The 18,921-nt window shown below is 71.2% G+C and carries 12 protein-coding genes; 9 read left to right on the forward strand and 3 right to left on the reverse strand.

The features are described 5' to 3' along the window. Both ACFC1I_RS19135 and ACFC1I_RS19140 read left to right on the forward strand, forming a co-directional pair. The coding region (locus ACFC1I_RS19135) for a Gfo/Idh/MocA family protein (RefSeq protein ID WP_376013134.1) at positions 1 to 999 on the forward strand (999 nt) is incomplete at its 5' end. Between the two features lie 70 nt (positions 1,000 to 1,069). After that, a complete protein-coding gene (locus ACFC1I_RS19140; RefSeq protein WP_376013137.1) occupies positions 1,070 to 2,077 on the forward strand; it encodes a sugar phosphate isomerase/epimerase family protein in 1,008 nt (335 codons plus the stop codon). A 33-nt stretch (positions 2,078 to 2,110) separates the two neighbouring features. Here the strand turns inward: ACFC1I_RS19140 and ACFC1I_RS19145 are convergent, their stop codons facing one another. Then, positions 2,111 to 3,730, reverse strand: coding sequence for a peptide MFS transporter (locus tag ACFC1I_RS19145; protein ID WP_376013141.1), 1,620 nt, complete (start codon positions 3,728 to 3,730; stop codon positions 2,111 to 2,113). Between the two features lie 113 nt (positions 3,731 to 3,843). On the opposite strand from ACFC1I_RS19145, the gene ACFC1I_RS19150 reads away from it, so the two are divergent. After that, positions 3,844 to 5,097 carry an FAD-dependent oxidoreductase gene (locus ACFC1I_RS19150; RefSeq protein ID WP_376013144.1) on the forward strand — a complete coding sequence of 418 codons (1,254 nt, stop codon included), beginning with the start codon at positions 3,844 to 3,846 and terminating at the stop codon, positions 5,095 to 5,097. A 13-nt stretch (positions 5,098 to 5,110) separates the two neighbouring features. Here the strand turns inward: ACFC1I_RS19150 and ACFC1I_RS19155 are convergent, their stop codons facing one another. Then, entirely contained in the window at positions 5,111 to 6,511 is a 1,401-nt protein-coding gene (locus ACFC1I_RS19155) for an MFS transporter (RefSeq protein ID WP_376013146.1), read from the reverse strand. Between the two features lie 79 nt (positions 6,512 to 6,590). On the opposite strand from ACFC1I_RS19155, the gene ACFC1I_RS19160 reads away from it, so the two are divergent. From ACFC1I_RS19160 to ACFC1I_RS19180, 5 genes are all read left to right on the forward strand, one after another. Continuing rightward, positions 6,591 to 7,304: a GNAT family N-acetyltransferase gene (locus tag ACFC1I_RS19160; protein WP_376013149.1), complete on the forward strand. Its 714-nt coding sequence runs from the start codon at positions 6,591 to 6,593 to the stop codon at positions 7,302 to 7,304. A gap of 93 nt (positions 7,305 to 7,397) precedes the next feature. After that, positions 7,398 to 8,315 carry a cyclase family protein gene (locus ACFC1I_RS19165; RefSeq protein WP_376013152.1) on the forward strand — a complete coding sequence of 306 codons (918 nt, stop codon included), beginning with the start codon at positions 7,398 to 7,400 and terminating at the stop codon, positions 8,313 to 8,315. Positions 8,316 to 8,522: 207 nt separating this feature from the next. After that, positions 8,523 to 8,687 carry a hypothetical protein gene (locus ACFC1I_RS19170; protein ID WP_376013155.1) on the forward strand — a complete coding sequence of 55 codons (165 nt, stop codon included), beginning with the start codon at positions 8,523 to 8,525 and terminating at the stop codon, positions 8,685 to 8,687. A gap of 39 nt (positions 8,688 to 8,726) precedes the next feature. After that, complete coding sequence (menC, locus tag ACFC1I_RS19175; RefSeq protein ID WP_376013157.1) at positions 8,727 to 9,860, forward strand: o-succinylbenzoate synthase; 1,134 nt, start codon at positions 8,727 to 8,729, stop codon at positions 9,858 to 9,860. A 4-nt stretch (positions 9,861 to 9,864) separates the two neighbouring features. Further along, positions 9,865 to 10,746, forward strand: a complete 882-nt coding sequence (locus ACFC1I_RS19180) for a hypothetical protein (protein ID WP_376013160.1) — start codon at positions 9,865 to 9,867, stop codon at positions 10,744 to 10,746. An 88-nt stretch (positions 10,747 to 10,834) separates the two neighbouring features. On the opposite strand, the gene ACFC1I_RS19185 is transcribed toward ACFC1I_RS19180, so the two are convergent. Further along, entirely contained in the window at positions 10,835 to 17,146 is a 6,312-nt protein-coding gene (locus ACFC1I_RS19185) for a fibronectin type III domain-containing protein (RefSeq protein WP_376013772.1), read from the reverse strand. Positions 17,147 to 17,552: 406 nt separating this feature from the next. Here ACFC1I_RS19185 and ACFC1I_RS19190 point away from each other — a divergent pair, with 406 nt between their 5' ends. Next, positions 17,553 to 18,890 (forward strand): alpha-hydroxy-acid oxidizing protein, encoded by a 1,338-nt coding sequence (locus ACFC1I_RS19190; protein WP_376013163.1) that lies wholly within the window; start codon positions 17,553 to 17,555, stop codon positions 18,888 to 18,890. The last annotated feature ends 31 nt before the right edge of the window (positions 18,891 to 18,921 follow it).

Genomic DNA, 18,921 nt, shown 5'->3' on the forward strand with positions numbered 1-18,921 from the left:
ACCGACTGGCGCGAGGTGATCGCGCGCGACGACATCGACATCGTCGACATCGTGACGCCGGGCGACTCGCACGCCGAGATCGCGATCGCGGCGCTGGAGGCCGGCAAGCATGTGCTGTGCGAGAAGCCGCTCGCGAACACGGTCGCCGAGGCGGAGGCGATGGCCGAGGCAGCCGCGCGGGCGGCGGCGCGAGGCATCCGTTCCATGACGGGATTCACGTACCGCCGCGTTCCCGCGGTGACGTTCCTCCGTGATCTCATCGCGCAGGGCGCCGTCGGCAAGATCGCCCATGTGCGCGCCGCGTACCGGCAGGACTGGCTGGTGGACCCCGAGATGCCGCTGGCGTGGCGCCTGCAGAAGGAGCACGCCGGGTCCGGTGCGCTGGGCGACATCGGCGCGCACATCATCGACATGACCCAGTTCGTCACCGGCCTCGACGTGACCGCCGTCTCTGGCGTCGTCGAGACGATCGTGAAGCAGCGGCCGCTGCAGGGTTCGGGCTCGGGCCTGTCGGGCACGGCCGCCGAGGGCTTCGGCGAAGTCACCGTCGACGACCTCGCGATCTTCACCGGCCGCCTCGAGACCGGCGCGCTCGTCTCGTTCGAGGCGACCCGGTTCGCGACCGGCCGCAAGAACGACCTGTCGATCGAGGTGTCGGGCGACAAGGGCGCGCTGCGGTTCGACCTCGAAGACATGAACACGCTGTGGTTCTACGACCGCACCGCTCCCGACCAGACGCAGGGGTTCACGCGCATCCTCGTGACCGAGCCGTCGCACCCGTACGTCGGGGCATGGTGGCCGGCGGGCCACATGCTCGGCTACGAGCACGCCTTCAGCCACCAGGCCGTGGACTTCGTGCAGGCGATCGCCGAGGGCACCGACCCGCAGCCGTCGTTCGCCGAGGGGCTGTCGGTGCAGCGAGTGCTCGCCGCCGTCGAGGAGAGCGCAGCGCGCGAGTCGGCCTGGGTGCCGGTCGCGTCCGACATGGCCGAGCGCTGATCCCGGCGCGGCACCGCGGCCGGATAGCGTCACAACACACCAAGACATCAGAGAAGCAAAGGAGCCTCACATGCCTCGTCCGATCACTCTGTTCACCGGTCAGTGGGCCGACCTGCCCTTTGAGGAGGTCGCGCGGCTCGCCGGCGAGTGGGGTTTCGACGGTCTGGAGATCGCGTGCTGGGGCGATCACATCGACGTGTCCCGGTGGGACGACGCCGAGTACGTGCAGTCGCGGCTCGACATCCTCGAGCGCAACGGCCTGAAGGTGTGGGCGATCTCGAACCACCTCACCGGGCAGGCGGTGTGCGACGACCCGATCGATCAGCGGCACCGCGACATCCTGTCGGACCGGGTGTGGGGCGACGGCGACCCGGAGGGCGTGCGGCAGCGTGCCGCGGAGGACCTGAAGAACACGGCGCGGTTCGCTGCGGCGCTGGGAGTGAAGACGGTGAACGGCTTCACAGGGTCGTCGATCTGGAAGGCCGTGGCGATGTTCCCGCCCGCGACCGACGAATGGATCGCGGCCGGCTACCAGGACTTCGCCGATCGCTGGAACCCGATCCTCGACGTGTTCGAGGAGGTCGGGGTGCGGTTCGCGCTCGAGGTTCACCCGTCGGAGATCGCCTACGACTACTGGACCGCGAAGGCGACCCTGGAGGCGATCGGGCACCGGGAGAGCTTCGGCATCAACTTCGACCCGTCGCACTTCATGTGGCAGCAGCTCGACCCTGTCGCGTTCGTGCTGGATTTCGCCGAGCACATCTTCCACGTGCACGTGAAGGAGTCGATCACCAACCTCGACGGCCGCAACGGCGTGCTGGGCTCTCACCTGCCGTGGGCGAACCCGCGCCGCGGCTGGACGTTCGTGTCGACCGGTCACGGCCACGTGCCGTGGGAGCCGCTGTTCCGCGCGCTGAATGCGATCGGCTACGACGGCCCCACCTCCGTGGAGTGGGAGGACGCCGGCATGGACCGCCTGCAGGGCGCCCCCGAGGCCGTCGCGTTCGTGCGCAAGCTCAACGCCATCTCGCCGCCCGCTGCCGCGTTCGACGCCGCCTTCTCGACAAGATCGGAGTGACGCGGATGCCGAGGCCCGCAGCATCCGTGATTCTCAGCGCACCCCGCGCATGAGCCTCAGCACGGGCTTGACCGCCGCGAGCAGCGCGAGGCCCAGCACGATGGCGATGCCGCCGAGGATCGTGAAGTAGGGGATCTCGTTCGTCGGGTCGTAGAACTGCGCGAGCCAGCCGGCGATCGCGGTGCCGAGGGCGATGGAGAGGAAGTACAGCGCGACCATCTGCGTGTGGAAGCGCTGGGGCGCGAGCTTCGTGGTCACCGACAGGCCAGGGGGCGAGATAAACAGTTCGGCGATCGTGAAGACGAACAGGATCATCACGATGGCCATCAGCGGCGTCGAGTTCGGGGCGCCGTTCGCCCACGGCAGGAACAGCAGGAACGCGACGCCCATGATCATCGCGCCGAGCGAGAACTTCACGGGTGCCGACGGGGCGCGGTCGCCGAGCTTCGTCCAGATCGCGGCGAAGACGCCCGACAGGATGATGACGAAGATCGGGTTGATCGAGTTGACCCACGACACCGGCATCTCCCAGCCGAAGATCGTGCGATCCAGCTGCTTGTCGGAGTAGATCGTCAGCACCGTGAACTGCTGCTGGTACAGCGACCAGAAGCCGACGTTCACGATGAACAGCGGGATGAAGCCGATGACGCGCGAGCGGTCGTCGCCGCTGATCGCGCGCGACGAGATGATCACCGAGAAGTAGGCGATGGCCGCGGCGAGCGTGACGAGGATCACGATGCCCGCGAGGTTGTCGGCGCGGATCACGCCGGTGAGCACGAGAACGACGATGAGCGCGAGCCCCGCGATGCCGATGCCGATCATGATGCCGCGGCGGTTCGCCGGCAGCGGGTTCGCGACGACGCGCGACGAGGCCGGCAGCTGCTTGCGGCCGAACGAGTACTGCGTGAGACCGATCGCCATGCCGATCGCCGCCGCGCCGAATCCCCAGTGGAAGCCGACGTTGCTCTGCAGGAAGCCGGTCACGATCGGCCCGAGGAAGGCGCCGAGGTTGATGCCGAGGTAGAAGAGCGAGAAGCCCGCGTCGCGGCGCGGGTCCTTCGCGGAGTACAGCGTGCCGACGACGGCCGTCGCGTTCGCCTTCAGGCCGCCCGAGCCGACCGCGACGAGGATGAGGCCGACGCCGAGCCCCCACACGCTGGGGAGCAGGGCGAGGGCGATGTGTCCCGCCATGATGACCCAGGCGCTGAAGAAGAGGACGCGCTCCGAGCCGAGCAGGCGGTCGGCCACCCACGCGCCGAGGATCGTCGACAGGTAGACGGTGCCGCCGTAGGCGCCGACGATGCCGGTCGCCGTCGCCTCGGGAATCCCGAGTCCGCCGTCGGCGACGGAGTAGTACATGTAGATGAGCAGGATGCCCTGCATGCCGTAGAAGCTGAAGCGCTCCCACATCTCGACGCCGAAGATGTGCGCGAGGGCCCAGGGCTGCCCGAAGAACCGGGTGTCGTGGTCGGAGCCGTCGTCCGGGGCGGTCGTGCCGGCCGCGTCGGTTCCGCTCGCGCTGGCGACCGTACCGGTGCGCGTGGCGTCCGCCGCGGCGGTGGCGCCGTCGGGCGGGCCGACCGGGACCTGCTCGGGCTTGCGTTCTCCCCGCTTCGCGTCGTCCCCCTCGAAGCCCTGATCTCGCCCGTCCATCGCCCGCTCCCGTCGCCCCCGGTTGAGGTCAGGCTAGCGACGCGGCACGTGGGCGCGATAGCCCCCGGCACGCACGCCCTAGTCTGAGCGGGGGCTCACAGAACGGCGCGCATATGCGGATCGGCATCATCGGCGGCGGCGCCGCGGGACTGGCGGCCGCGTGGCTGCTGGAGCACGACCACGACGTCGCGCTGTTCGAGAAGGACGACCGCCTCGGCGGTCACGCGCACACGGTCGACGTCGAAGTCGACGGCGAGATGCTGCGCGTCGACGCCGGGTTCCAGTTCTTCGCCGCGAGCGCCGCGTACGCGACCTTCAACCGGCTGCTCGACGAGCTCGGGGTGCCGCGCACGACCTATCCGGCGACGCTCACGGTGTCGCGCCTCGACGGCACGCGGCCCGTCGTGATGCCCCCGTTCCGGCGCGGCCGGCCGGTGTGGGCGTCGCTCACGCCGCGCGCGATCATGCACCTGGTGCGCTTCCGCGCGTTCCTCGCCCGCATCCCGGCGTTCCTCGCCGAGCACGACACGACCCTGACGATCGCCGAGTACGTCGAGCGCGAGCGGCTGCCGAAGGCGTTCGTCGACGACTTCCTCTTCCCGCTGCTGCTCGCGTTCTGGTGCGTCGACCTCGCCGACTTCCGCCGGTTCGCCGCGTACAACGCGCTGTACTACCTGGGCGCGAACCTCCCGCGCGGGCTGACGCCGCCCGACCAGAGCGAGATCCCGGGCGGCCTCCGCGTCTACGTCGACGCCCTCGTCGCCTCGCTCGAGCGGGCGAGCCTGCACACCGGCGCGCCCGTCGATTCCGTCACCCGGGCCGCCGACGGTGTGCTGCTCGTCGAGGCGGCCGGGGCGCAGCATCCGTTCGACCATCTCGTCTTCGCGTGCGATGCGGCGACCGCGCACGACCTGCTGGCCCCGCTGCCCGAGTTCGCCGAGGTCGCCGCGCAGCTCGCGCGGTTCGGGTACTTCGACACGACCATCGCGATCCACGGCGACCGGCGGCTGATGCCGCGCGACGAGCGGGCGTGGTCGGTCGTGAACGTGCGGACGGATGCTGCGCACAGCTCCCTGTCGATCTGGAGCCCGTCACGCGGGGGCGATGTCTTCAAGAGCTGGGTGACGTACGACTCGGCGCTGCCGGAGCCCCTGTACGCGACCGCGACCTACTGGCACGGGCTCATCGACACCGCGTACTTCGACGCGCAGCGTCGGCTGCGCCCGCTGCAGGGGCAGCACGGGGTGTCGCTGGCGGGGCTGTACACCGCGGACGCCGACTCGCACGAGAGCGCGATCCTCTCGGCGGTCGCGGTGGCGGAGCGGCTCGCGCCGGACTCGGCGCGACTGGCGCGGCTGCGGGGCTGAGGCCGGGTCCGGGTCACTCCCGGAGGGACGGGTGCCGCTCCTCGGGCGCGCGGTGGCGCGGGATGAAGAGGGCCACGAGCAGCGCGATGAGCGCGGCCGCGCCGCCGAGCAGGAACGAGATGTGGAACGCCGCCGGGTCGGGCACCGGCACGCCGTCGATCTCGACGGCGAAGGTGGCGAGCACGGCACCGACCACGGCCGCCGCGGTGCTCGTGCCGAGCGAGCGGAACAGCGCGTTGAGACCGTTCGACGCGCCCGTCTCGGACTGCGGCACCGAGCGCATGATGAGCATCGGCATCGCGGCGTAGCCGAAGCCGATGCCCAGGCCGATCCCGATGTTCGCGACGAGGATCTGCCACACCTCGCTCGAGAACAGGAGGGTGAAGCCGTACGTGAGGACGAGCGCGATGGCGCCCACGACGAGGAGGAGCTTGGGCCCGACGGTGCGGGCGAGCCGGCCCGAGAACGGCGAGAGCACCATCATCACGAGCCCCGCGGGCATGACGACGAGGCTCGCGGCGACCAGGGGCAGGCCGAACCCGCCGGCCGCGGTCGGCAGCTCGAGCATCTGCGGGTAGATCACGTTCGACGCGAACAGCGAGAAGCCGAACACGATCGAGGCGAGGTTCGTGAGCAGCACCGGGCGTCGCGCCGCGACGCGGAGGTCGAGCAGCGGGTCCGCGATGCGCAGCTCGTACCAGCCCCACAGCAGCAGCACCACGATGCCGCCGAGCCCGCAGGCGAGCGTCGCGGGGGAGGCCCAGCCCCACTCGTTGCCGCGCGACACCGCGAGCAGCACGCCGATGAGGCCGACCGCGAGGCCGAGGGCGCCGAGGTAGTCGAACCTGCCGCCGGTGCGCAGGGCGCTCACCGGCACGATCCACAGCACGAGCGCGAACACGACGGCGCCGAGTCCCGCCGACACCCAGAACAGCACGTGCCAGTCGCTGCGCTCGGTGATGAGCGCGCTGATGGGCAGGCCGAGCGCGCCGCCCACGCCGAGCGTCGCGCTGATGAGGGCGATGGCCGAGTCGACCCGGTCTTCGTGCAGCACGTCGCGGAGGATCGAGATGCCGAGCGGGATCACGCCGGTCACCGCGCCCTGCAGGGTGCGGCCGACGATCACGCCGACGATGCCGGTGGATGCGGCGGCGATGACGGATCCGGCGACCAGCAGCGCGAGCAGCACCAGCACGATGCGCCGCTTGCCGTACATGTCGCCGAGGCGCCCGGCGATCGGCGTCATCACGGCGGCGGCGAGGAGGGTCGACGTGACGACCCACGCGGTGTCGTCGCGGCTGGCGTTGAGCAGCTCCGGCAGCTTGGACTGGATCGGCACCACCAGCGTGAACATGAACGACGACGCCAGCCCCGCGATCGCCAGCACGGTGACGATGGCGCCCTGCCGAGGCATCCGGGTGAGTCTTCTTCTTGCGTCTTCGTCCCGGTCAGCCATCCCTCCAGGCTATGCCCGCCCGGAGTACCGTGAGCACATGGCCGAGACCGCGACGCCGCCCGGCATCGACATCCGCTTCCTCGACACCGTCGACGAGGTCCACCGCGCGTCGGCCGTGCTGGCCGAGGTGTGGGGCGGCGACCGCGGCGGCATGCCGCCGAACCTGCTGCGCGCCCTCGCCCACGCCGGCAACTACGCGGTCGGCCTGTACGACGACGAGCGCATGGTCGGGGCATCCGTCGCCTTCTTCGCCGAGCCCGCCGCCCGCTCGATGCACAGCCACATCACCGGCGTGCTGCCCGACCACCAGTCGCAGGGGCTCGGTCGCGTGCTGAAGCGGCACCAGCAGGAGTGGGCGCTCGCGCGCGGCGTCGGCCACATCACGTGGACGTTCGACCCGCTCGTCGCCCGCAACGCGCACTTCAACCTGCGCGTGCTCGGCACCCGGGTCACCGAGTACCTCGTGAACCACTACGGCCCGATGGACGACGGCGTCAACCGCGGCGACGAGACCGACCGCATCATGGTGTCGTGGGCGCTCGCCGCCCCGCCCGTGCCCACGCCCGACGACGAGCAGGTGGTCGCGTCGGTCGAGATCCCGCACGACATCGAGACCCTGCGGCGCGAGACGCCGGTGGATGCTGCGGTCTGGCGCACGCGCGTGCGCGCGCAGCTCGTCGGGCACCTGGCCGACGGCCTCGCGATCGGCGGCTTCGACGACGCTCGCGGGTACCTGCTCGTCCGTCCCTGAGGGCCGGAGCATTCCTGCCGTCTGACGGGAGTCGCCTGCCATTCTCCGAAGCCGGCCGTGGGAGACGGATGCTGCGCCCCTACGCTGACCCGCATGCCCGAGTATCGCGCCCACTTCGACTTCGACATCCGCTTCGCCAACGGCGGTGGCCTCGCCGGCACGGGGTTCCGGCTCGACCTTCCCAGCGCGAACGCCACGGAGAGCGAGATCGCGCGGCTGCTGATCGCGCACCTGGGGCTCGCGCTCGTCGATGAGGTCGAGCTGCGGGGACTGCGCATCGTCGAGGAGCCGCACCGTGGGAGCAGGGGAGTGGATGCCGCGTCCCCGGCCGCCGGCGGGACGCGCGTGGTCGACCTCAGCCACCCGATCCGCGCCGGACTCGTGACCTACCCGGGTCTTCCCGCGCCGACCATCACGCCGCACCTCACGCGCGAGGACTCCCGCGCGCGCTACGCGCCGGGCACGGAGTTCGCGATGGACGTCATCCACATGATCGGCAACACCGGCACTTACCTCGACTCGCCGTTCCACCGGTACGCGGACGGCAGCGACCTGGCGGGTCTCGACCTGTCGACGCTCGTGGGCCTCCGCGCCGAGGTGTTCCACCTCGAGGACGCGTGGGATGCCTCGCGCCGAGGCATCCGTTCCGCCACGCTCGCCGACCGCGACGTGCGCGGCGCGGCCGTCCTGCTGCACACCGGGTGGGACCGGCATTTCGGTGCCCCGGAGTACGGCGTCGGCGCCCCGTTCCTCACGGGCGAGGCCGCGCAGTGGCTCATCGACGCGGGGGCGGTGCTCGTCGGCATCGACTCGGTGAACATCGACGACACCGAGTCCGGCGGCGAGCGGCCGGCGCACTCCCTGCTCCTGGGCGCCGGCGTGCACGTGGTCGAGCACCTGACGAACCTGGGCTCGCTGCCGCCGCGCGGCGCCCGCTTCACCGCCGCGCCTCCGGCGGTCGAGGGCTTCGGCACGTTCCCCGTGCGGGCCTTCGCCGAGCTCCCCGTCTGACCCGGGCGCGCCCGCGACCCGTCGCTTCTGGTCGCCCCGTGGTTCGCGCGGCGGCCGTTCGCGACGGCTCGCGGGGCTTTCGAATCCTCGCCGAGACGGGATGTCGGAACCCCGGCGTACCGTGACGGGCAGACGGACAGACGGATAGGCAGACGGACGTATCACGGCACACGCCCGCCGCTCTTCTCAGGGGAACGAGGAGGAGTCATGCGCGAGCACATCGAGACCCTGATCGTCGCCATGAGCGACGCGCTGCGCGGAACGGCGCACCACACGGCGCCTGCCGAACCGCGTCGCCGGCGACCGCGGGTCGCCCGGTCCACGTACGTCCCGGTCCTCCGAGACGCGCAGACCGCGCGCTTCGCGCACTGACCGCCTCGCTCCGTCGCCGGCCGGGCGTACGCTGAGCGCATGCCCATCGCCCGGCCGGCGGCATCCGTCATCCTCGAAGGATTCGAGTTGCGGGTGCTGCACCTGCCGCTCGTCGCCCCGTTCACCACGTCGTTCGGCACCGAGACGGTGCGCGAGGTGATCGTCGTGCGGGCGCTCACCGCCGACGGCGACGGCTGGGGCGAGATCGTCACGCAGGCCGATCCGCTGTACTCGAGCGAATACACGCAGGGCGCGTGGGACGTCGCGCTGCGGTTCCTCGCGCCGGCTCTGCTCGATCGCCGGCGCCTCGCGCCCGAAGAGGTCGCGCACGCCCTCGAGCCGTTCAAGGGCCACCGCATGGCGAAGGCCGGGCTCGAGCTCGCGGTGCTGGACGCGGCGCTGCGCGCCGAGGGACGCAGTTTCGCCGAGTACGTCGGAGCCGTGCGCGACCGCGTGCCGAGCGGGGTGTCGGTCGGCATCCAGCGCGATCCCGGCGCGCTCGTCGAGACCGTGCGCGGCTACCTCGACGAGGGCTACGTGCGCATCAAGATCAAGATCAAGCCCGGCCGCGACGTCGGCGACACGGCCGCCGTGCGCGACGCCTTCGGCGCGATCCCGCTGCAGGTCGACGCGAACTCGGCCTTCACGATGGCGGATGCCGACACCCTCGCCGAGCTCGACCGCTTCGACCTGCTCCTCATCGAGCAGCCGCTGCAGGAGGACGACCTCGTCGATCACGCCACGCTCGCCAAGCGCCTGCGCACCCCCGTCTGCCTCGACGAGTCCATCGTGTCCGACAAGGCCGCGGCTGACGCGCTCGCGCTGGGCTCGGCCTCGGTCATCAACATCAAGGCCGGCCGGGTCGGCGGGTATCTCGAGGCGGTGCGCATCCACGATCGGTGCGCTGAGGCCCGTGTGCCGGTGTGGTGCGGCGGCATGCTCGAGACCGGCATCGGCCGGGCGGCGAACGCGGCGCTCGCCGCGCTCCCGGGTTTCACCCTGCCCGGCGACGTGTCGGCGTCGAGCCGGTTCTACGCGCGCGACGTCGTCACCGAGCCGGCCGTGCTCGAAGACGGTCACGTGCGCGTGCCGGTCGGCCACGGGCTCGGTGTCGACATCGACCCGGTGGCGCTCGAGGACTTCACCGTCGCGCGCGAGACCCTGACGCGGTAGGCCGATGCGGATCTCGGCGCGACCGCGTCCCCGCGTCGGGGTGTTCGCGCTCGCGGGTGCGCTGGCGCTGACCGGCTGCGCCGTGTCGCCCGAGAGCCCCGAGCCGGCGCCGACGCTGCCGGCCGGGGTCGCCGTCGAATTCCAGCAGCTGCGCTCGGACGTGGCCGGCAGGCAGGCCCAGGTGCATCTCCAGAACGGTGGCGACGCCCCGCTCACGGTCGGAGAGGTCCGCGTCGAAGACGCGCGTTTCGACGGCCCCGCGGTGCGCGTGATCGCCGGTCGCGTCAGCACCGTGGCTCCCGGGGGCACTGTCGACATCCGCGTACACCTGCCGCCCGTCGACTGCAGCGCGCCCGACGACGGCGAGGCCGACGTCGTGCTCGAACTGACCGGCGACTCCGCGTCGGCCGAGGTGACGGCATCCGCTCCCGATCCCCTCGGCTTCGTCGCCGCGCTGCACGCCCGCGAGTGCCTGCTGGAACGGGTGACGGATGCTGCGTCCCTCGCCTTCACCGGCTTCGAGCCCTCCGCGCCAGGCGCGCCTGCGGCGCTGGAGCTCACGGTCAGCCCGACCGGGGACGGCGCGGTGAAGATCGAGGGCATCGGACGCACGAATCTGATCGACTTCGCCGGGGCGACCTCCGAAGAGGTCCACGCGCTCGACGTCGAGGTCGCCGAAGGGGACTCCGCGCCGGTCGTGGTGCAGATTCCGATCGTGCCCTTCCGCTGCGACCCGCATGCCGTCCAGGAGGACAAGCGCGGTACGGTCTTCGACCTGGCCGTCGAGCGTCAGGGCGAGTCCGGTTCGGTCGAGCTGTTCGTCGGTGAGGAGATGCGTGGCAAGATCCTCACCTGGGTCGCCGCCTGGTGCGGCTTCGGCGGCTGATCCGGCGATCCGGCGATCCGGCGATCCGGAGCAGAACGCGAAGCGGCCGGCCGCCCGAAGGCGACCGGCCGCTGGTGCGTGACCTGGGCTACTTCACCGTCACCGTGATCGGCTTCGAGCTCGTGGCCCCGGCGGCGTTGGCGAACTCGGCGACGTAGGTGTACGTGCCGGGTGCGCGTCCCGCGACGGCGGTCGTGGCCTGCTGCGCGTTCGGCGAGGCGGCGGTGAGCGACTGCTCGTCGATCACCACGCCGTTCTCGAGCAGGCGATAGGAGGTGGCATTCGTGCCCCACCACAGGTTGGCCGTGACGATGTAGTTGCCGTCCTTGTCCCAATTGTCGTGCGAGAGGACGGGTGCCGCGGGCGCAGCATCCTTCACCTTCACGGTCACCGAGGTGGTCGCGGTGGTGCCCTTCGCGTTGATCAGCTCGCCCGTGTAGACGTAGGTGCCGTTGGGCTTGCCCGACACGTCGACCGTCGACAGCTGCGCCTTCGGCGAGTTCGCGTCGAGCAGCTTCGTCGAGATGAGCGTGCCGTTCTCGTACAGCTTGTACACCGCGCCGTTGACCCCCGACCAGAGGTTCATCGACACCGTGAACGTGCCGTCGTGCAGGCCGTCCTCCCAGCCGGAGTTCGTCGACAGCGTGCCGCGGCCGGGAGCCGCCTTCGCGCCCTCGTCGTCGAACACCAGCAGCTGCACCGACACCGCCGTGACGAGGCCGTCGTGGTTCACCGCGTTCACCGTCAGCGTGTGCGCGCCCACCTTGCCGGCGAGGTCGATGACCTGGCCCGGTGCGACCGGCTCGCCGTCGAACGCGATGTCGAGGGTGCGCACGCCCGACTCCGGGTCGTCCGCCGTCACCCCCACCGTGAACGTCGCCGTGCTCGGCAGCAGGGTGCCGTCGGCCGGGACTCCCGAGAGCACCGGCGCGGTGGTGTCCGTCGCCCCCGAGGGGTCGCCCGTGACCGCGATGCGCGGTGCCGGCGGCTCGGTCATGTCGTCGCCCAGGAAGAACGACGTCTGCGGCGGCTGGTTGTAGCCGGTGTTCTGCCACGCGACCGACAGGCGGTAGACCGGGTCGTGCATCAGCGTGCGCAGGCGCAGGTCGGTCTCGTCGGTCGTCGAGTAGATGCGCAGCTCGGTCGAATCGGCCGAGCGCCACGCGATCTCCTCACGCCAGTCGCCGAACAGGTCGGCCTGCAGGTTGGGCGTTCCCTTCGTCGAGTTGTTCGACCGGGCGCCGTCGGCCTTCACGATCACGTCGGCCGACTCGGTCTCCCAGTTCCACTTGGCGATGGTCGGCACGCCCTGGGACGTGGTCGCGTTCCAGTCGTGGTCGACGATCTCGCGGAGCGGGTCGCCGTCGAACCAGGCGAGGAAGTTCGCCGCCGGGATCTTCTCGCCGATCAGCTCCCCCGTGGAGGACTTCAGCTGCCCGACCGGGGAGTTCCACGCGGCGTCGCCGCCGATGGCCCATCCCTCGGCCCCTTCGTAGCGGGGATCGATGTCGCCCGATGCCGCGCGGCCGGTGTCCTTCACCGCGGGGATCGACCACAGCACCTCGCCGGTGCGGGCGTCGCGCATCGTGGCGCCCACGTTGCCGGAGTTGGCCATGTCCTCGTGGGCCGCGAAGACCTCCAGGCCCGGGTTCGAGGGCACGAGGTCCGACACGTGGATCGCGTCGCCGTGACCGAGGCCGGTCGAGTAGAGCAGCTGCCCGTCGTCGTCGACCGTCGCCGAGCCGTAGACGACCTCGTCCTTCGAGTCGCCGTCGACGTCCGCGACCGACAGGTTGTGGTTGCCCATCCCGTAGAAGCCCTCGTTGCCGTCCTCGTTCGAGTCGAGCACCCACCGCTGGGTGAGCTTCGAGCCGTCGAAGTCGTATGCCGCCATCACCGCGCGGGTGTAGTACCCGCGGCTGAAGACCGCGCTCGGGTGCTCGCCGTCGAGGTAGGCCGTCGCCGCCAGGAACCGGTCGACCCGGTTGCCGTAGGCATCGCCCCACGCTCCGACGTCACCGCGGGCCGGCACGTAGTCCACCGTGTCGATCGCCGCGCCGGTCAGGCCGTGGAACACCGTGAGGTACTCGGGTCCGGTCAGCACGTAGCCCGAGCTGTTGCGGTAGTCGGCGCTGGCGTTGCCGATCGGCTGGCCGACGCCGTCGATCGTGCCGTCGCCGGTCTTCATGATGACCTCGGCACGTCCGTCGCCGTCGTAGTCGTACACCTGGAACTGCGTGTAGTGCGCGCCGGCCCTGACGTTCACACCCAGGTCGATGCGCCACAGCCGCGTGCCGTCGAGCTTGTACGCGTCGAGGTACACGTTGCCGGTGTAGCCGGCCTGCGAGTTGTCCTTCGCGTTGGACGGGTCCCACTTCACGAGCAGCTCGTACTGGCCGTCGCCGTCCACGTCGCCCACGCTCGTGTCGTTCGCGGAGTACGTGTACGGCTGGCCGTCCTTGCTGTAGGCGTCGGCCGGCTTGTCGAGCGGCACCGACCGGTACGCGCCGGTCTGCACGCCGAACGAGTCCGTCTCGGTCGTCTCGACGCCGTCCAGCACGGTGGTGATGAAGTAGACGGATGCTGCGCCCCCGGCCTCGTCGAGATAGTTCGTCGAGTCCGTGATCGGCGCCTTCGTCACCCGCTTGCCGTCACGGTAGACGTGGAAGGCCACGCTGTCGGGATCGGTGCCGAGCATGCGCCACGACACCAGGTTCCCGGCATCCGTCGACACCGCCGCCGGCGCGCGATCGAGGTACTCGGCCTGCCGCTGCAGCACCGTCACCGCCTCGGTGCCGAGCTGCGCCGACGCGCCGCCGGCGCCGCCCGCGTTCACCGCGACCACCGTGTAGAAGTACGGGATCGTGGTGAGCACGTCGGTGTCTGTGTACCGGCTGGTCTCGGCGATGCCGATCAGCTCGCCGCGCTCGCCCTCGACCTCGGAGCGGAACACCAGGTAGTACAGCGCACCCAGCGGCTGCGCCCACGAGAACTCCACCGAGCGCTTCTCGATGCTCTCGACCGCGAGCCCCGACGGTGCCGCCGGCGGCGTCACCTCGGCGTCGACGAACGAGACCTCGACCGTGGCCGACGGCACCGACTCGAGCTTCGTCTGGTCGACCGCGGTCACGTGGTATGCATAGTCGAGCCCGACGCGCGCGGTCGTGTCGACGAACGCGGGCTCGCTCACCGCCGCGACGAGCACGGGCTTGGCGTCGAACGGCGACTTCCGGTAGACGTTCCAGGTGAGGCCGGGCTCGGCATCCCACGCCAGCGAGACGCTGGGCGCTGCCGGGTCGGCGTTCACGTCGACGACCTCGAGGCCCACCGGCCCGAGGAGGATCGGCGTGATCTCCAGGCCGTTGAGGCGCGTGCCCGCGGCGGCGCCGTACGCCTCGACGTTGAGCTGCCCGTCGGTGACGAGGTACGGTCCGCGCAGCGTGGAGTTGACGCTGCCGCTGCCGGCGTTGCCGGTGCCCGCCTCCTTGCCCTCGATGCGGAAGCTGGTGCGCGTCGAGCCGATCCAGTCGCCCGAGTACGTCTTCACCGAGTAGGTGCCGTTGGGCACGTCCAGGGCGAAGGTCGAGCTGTCGCCCGGGAGCACGAAGTCGCGCACCAGGTCGTTCGAGCCCGTCGCGGCGCCGCGGTCGCGGCCGGCGTTCGCGGCCAGGGTGTTGAGGAAGCCGTACCCGCGCTCGGCCGTGTACGCCGTGTTCGGGTTGACCTCGGTGTACCCCGCCATGAGCGGATTGCCCGCGAGCTGGAAGTCGTACTTGTACACCGCCTGCTTCGTCGTGAAGGTCACGGCGGCGCTCGGCGCGGACTCGCCGCGGCCGTTCACCGCGACGACGCGGTACCGGTAGCCGGTGCCCTCGGCGAGACCCTGCACGATCGAGCTGGTCTGCGTCACCATGCCGACGAGCGTCCAGTCGGGGGCCGTGTCGGCCACCGCCTGACGGTAGATCTTGTAGATGTCGGCCGTCGGCGAGGCATCCCACTGCAGCGTCGCGCCGCCGTTGCTGATCGCACCCGCCACGACGTTCTGCGGGGCGACCGGCACGTCGGCCGGGGGCGCGATGTCGGCGACCTTCGCGGCGAGCGGGCTGTCGAGCCCCGCGACGTCCTGCGCGATCAGGCGTGCGAGCTGGATCGCGCCGTACTCCTGGAAGTGCGTGTCGTCGACGATGCCGGCGGGCCGGTTCGGGAAGACGCCCGGATCGACGTGCAGGAACACGGCCTTCGCCGCCTCCGGGCCGATCTCGTTCAGGTACGCACGGCTCGAGGCCGACAGGTCGACGAGCAGCACGTCCTCCTCGGCGGCGAGCTCCTTCATCTTGTCGACGTACTCGGGGAAGCTGACGTTGAAGATGCCGGTGGCCGCGTCGAAGCTGCGCCGCGAAACCGGGGTGACGAGGATCGGCGTCGCGCCGCGCTGCCGTGCGCCCTCGACGTAGACGCGCAGGTACTCCTTGTAGTCCGCCGGGCTCGCGTACCGGTCGTCGACACCCTGGGTGGCGTCGTTGTGCCCGAACTGCACGAAGAGATAGTCGCCGGGACGGATGCTGCGCAGCACCTCGTCGAGACGGCCCTGCGTGATGAAGTTCTTGGAGGACCGGCCGCCGATCGCATGATTGGCGAAGGCGATGTCGTCGGCGAAGAACCGGTCGATCATCTGGCCCCAGCCGGCCTGCGGCGCATAGGCGATCGGGTCGTAGGTCTGCACCGTCGAGTCGCCGGTGATGAACGCGGTCGAGATGGCCCCTGCGACGCGTGCCGGCAGGCGCGTGATGGTCAGGGCGTTGACGACGGGCGCGTCACCTGCGAACTGCAGGGTCAGCGTTCCGTCGACGAGCGCGATCGTGAACGACATGTCGAGGAACGCCCCCGAGGCCTGCGGGTTCGCCAGCACCTTCGCGATGCTCTCGGCTGTCACCGTGGTGGTGGTCGCCGCCTGAGCGTCGCCCGACACGACACGCGCCGAGTAGTCGCCGGCGCCGAGGTCGACCTCGAAGGTGGCGCCTGCCGCCGCGACGAAGTCGCCGCGCAGTGCGTCGGAGCCGCCGCGGTCGACGTCGGGCGTCGCTGAGGTCGGCGCGGTCGAGAAGCCGTAGCCCCACTCCGCGTTGTACGACGTCGCGGACGTCACCGAGAGCGCGCCGTCGGCCACCTGGCCCGGGCCGAAGTCGAACGTCACGACGTCGCCGGAAGGAAGCGGCGTCGGGGCGCTGTAGACGTTCGAGGTGACGGACGTCGAAGCCGGCGAGGCGCCCGCCTCGTTCTGCGCGGTGACCCGGTACGTCCACTGCTGCGCCGTGTCGACAGCATCCGTGTATCCGGGCGTCGTGACGGTCGCGAGAGCAGAGAAGGCGCCGTCGGCACCGGCGCGCTCGACGATGTACTCGTCGCCGTTCGCGACGGCGGACCACGAGAGCACGACCGCGTCACGGGTGACCTGCGCGACAGCGAGGTCGGCCGGGGCGGCCGGCGCGACGAGCTCGGGGATGACGCCCGACCGCACCTCGGCCGACGGGGCGGAGGCCACGCCGTCGTCGTCCACGGCGACGACCGCGTAGGCGTACGAAGCGCCCTCGGCGACGGAGGTGTCGCTGTAGGAGGGGTCGGTGGTCTCGGCGATCTGCGTGAACTCGCCGGTCGCGTCGTTCGCGACGGGCGCGCGCAGCACCCGGTAGGCCGTCGCGCCGTCGACGGCGGTCCACGTGAGGTCGACACCGTTCCAGGCGACGCGGGTGGCGGCGAGGCCGGCGGGAGCGTCGGGCACGATCGGCGCCACGACGAGGCCGTTGACGTAGGCGCCGAGGCCCGAGCCCGTGAAGCCGACGTTCAGCCGGCCGTCGGTGACGCTGGTGGTGAAGGTCGCGGTCGTGTTGAGTCCTCGCGCCGAGGTCATGCGGGTCTGCGCGACGCCCTCGAGGGTGACGGTGGCGTTGGTGCCCGATGCGGTGCTCAGGCCGTCGCCGATGGTCACGGTGACCTCGTAGTCGCCCTCGGCCAGGCCGTCGAGCTGGAAGCCCCAGTCCGTGCCGGCGACGAAGTCGTCCTCCATCGGGCCCGCGGGCGAGCCGTCGGTGCTGCGGTCGCGGTCGAAGAGCGTCACGCCCTCGGGCACGGTGATGCCCCAGCCGGCGTCGGCGGTGTACAGCGATGTCGTGCGCACCTGCTGCCAGCCCTCGGCGACGGCGCTCGTCGCGGTGCCGAAGTCGAAGCGCCAGGCACCGTCGTCGGCCGGCGGGAGCAATGCCGCGGCGGGGGTCGCGGTGATGAGGGCCGCGACGACGGCGGTGGCGCCGGCGATCGCGGTGAGTCGGAGCCCGCGGCGGGATGCGCGGGACGTGGGGTCGTGGGGAGCGGGTCGCGTCGCGCCGTCGGCGCGTGCGGACACGTGGGGCACGGTTCCTCCTGTTGTCAGCATCGGCAAAGGATGACGGCGCGCACCGCGGCGTCGCAGTGTGCGTTCGTCGGTGAACCGGGCGCGTACGGACTCGAGCCCTGTCCGGTGTGGAGCGCGATGGGGATCGCCCTCCGGGTTTGTTGTCGACTCCACGGAAAGCGTTTCCCGATCTGAGTCGCTCGCAGTCTGGCACGGCGTCGTGCCGAGAGGCAAGAGCTTCGTGAAACGTTTTTACGAGTTGACCTGCACACCTTGCGCCGTGGACGTGCAGTGCCATAAGGTTCCCGGCGAGCGCTTTCCCGTACCCCCCGTCGCCGATGCGTATACGGACCGTGTCGGCGACGGGCTCGGCATGCACGGGGGCCGGGCGCGTCGACGCCGTGCGTAGGCTGGCCGCATGGCTCAGCGAAGCGCCGCCCCCGACGACCCCGCCGCCGCCTCGCGCGGCATCTCTCGCCGGACCCAGTCCGACATCTACCGCGCCGGCATCAGCGGCACCCGGCCTCGGGTGCCGGTCGACACCGACGCCCTCGAGGCCGCGGCGCGCAAGGCGCTGAGCGCCGAGGCGTTCGCGTACATCGCCGGGGGAGCGGGCGCCGAGCGCACCGTCGCCGCGAACCGCGCCGCGTTCGGCCGGTGGCAGGTGTGGCCGCGGCCGCTGCGCGACGTGTCGTCGCGCGATCTGTCCATCGACTTCCTCGGCGTGCGGCGGCCGACGCCGCTGCTGCTCGCCCCGCTCGGGGTCATGGAGATGGCCCACGCCGACGCCGACCTCGCGGTGGCGCGGGCGGCCGCCTCGCTCGGCATCCCGTACACGCTGTCGAACCAGGCGTCCTTCGCGATGGAGGAGGTCCGGGACGCCGCTCCCGACGGTGCCCGGCTGTTCCAGCTCTACTGGTCGGCGTCCGACGAGCTCAACGCGTCGCTGCTGCGGCGGGCCGAGGCATCCGGATGCGAAGCCGTCATCGTGACGCTCGACACCCACCTGCTCGGATGGCGCACGCGCGATCTCGACCTGGCGTATCTGCCGTTCACGCGCGCGATGGGGATCGCGCAGTACACGAGCGACCCCGTGTTCCAGCAGCTGGTGCGGGAGCGATCGCGGGGAGTGGATGCTGCGGCCCCGCCCGCGCCGCCGGTCAAGGTCACCCCGAAAGCGGTGGCCGCGGGGGTGCGCATCGCACGGAAGGGCGCGGCGCTCACGGGCACGAGCAGCGTGCGCGAGAACCTGCGCTCGCCGCTGCCGCGCGCGGCGGTGGAGACGTTCCTCGACGTGTTCTCGACGCCGGCGCTCACGTGGGACGACCTCGCGAAGGCGCGGCAGTGGACGTCGCTGCCGATCATCCTCAAGGGCATCGTGCACCCCGACGACGCGATCCGGGCCCTCGATGCCGGTGTCGACGGCATCTGGATCTCGAACCACGGCGGTCGGCAGATCGACCAGTCCGTGCCGACGCTCGACGTGCTGCCGACGATCGCCGAACGCGTCGCGGGGCGTGTGCCGATCGTGTTCGACTCGGGGGTTCGACAGGGCTCCGACGTGTTCATCGCGCTCGCGCTCGGGGCGACCGCCGTCGCGCTCGGGCGTCCGTACGCCTACGGTCTCGGCGTCGCCGGCGAGGCCGGTGTGCGCGAGGTGGTGCGGAACGTGCTCGCCGAGCTCGACATCACACTGGGGCTTTCGGGGCACACCTCGATCGCCGACGTCGGGCGCGATGCGCTGCGCGGGGTGTGAGGCCTAGTCTGGGGCCGTGACCAACCCCCCT

It is taken from the genome of Microbacterium sp. NPDC056044, from assembly GCF_042267145.1.
In the GTDB taxonomy this organism is placed as follows: Bacteria; Actinomycetota; Actinomycetes; order Actinomycetales; family Microbacteriaceae; genus Microbacterium.

Coding starts and splice junctions, on each gene's coding strand:
- ACFC1I_RS19140 (WP_376013137.1), top strand. CDS start 1,070: ATGCCTCGTCCGATCACTCTGTTCACCGGTCAGTGGGCCGACCTGCCC.
- ACFC1I_RS19145 (WP_376013141.1), bottom strand. CDS start 3,730: ATGGACGGGCGAGATCAGGGCTTCGAGGGGGACGACGCGAAGCGGGGA.
- ACFC1I_RS19150 (WP_376013144.1), top strand. CDS start 3,844: ATGCGGATCGGCATCATCGGCGGCGGCGCCGCGGGACTGGCGGCCGCG.
- ACFC1I_RS19155 (WP_376013146.1), bottom strand. CDS start 6,511: ATGCCTCGGCAGGGCGCCATCGTCACCGTGCTGGCGATCGCGGGGCTG.
- ACFC1I_RS19160 (WP_376013149.1), top strand. CDS start 6,591: ATGGCCGAGACCGCGACGCCGCCCGGCATCGACATCCGCTTCCTCGAC.
- ACFC1I_RS19165 (WP_376013152.1), top strand. CDS start 7,398: ATGCCCGAGTATCGCGCCCACTTCGACTTCGACATCCGCTTCGCCAAC.
- ACFC1I_RS19170 (WP_376013155.1), top strand. CDS start 8,523: ATGCGCGAGCACATCGAGACCCTGATCGTCGCCATGAGCGACGCGCTG.
- menC (WP_376013157.1), top strand. CDS start 8,727: ATGCCCATCGCCCGGCCGGCGGCATCCGTCATCCTCGAAGGATTCGAG.
- ACFC1I_RS19180 (WP_376013160.1), top strand. CDS start 9,865: ATGCGGATCTCGGCGCGACCGCGTCCCCGCGTCGGGGTGTTCGCGCTC.
- ACFC1I_RS19190 (WP_376013163.1), top strand. CDS start 17,553: ATGGCTCAGCGAAGCGCCGCCCCCGACGACCCCGCCGCCGCCTCGCGC.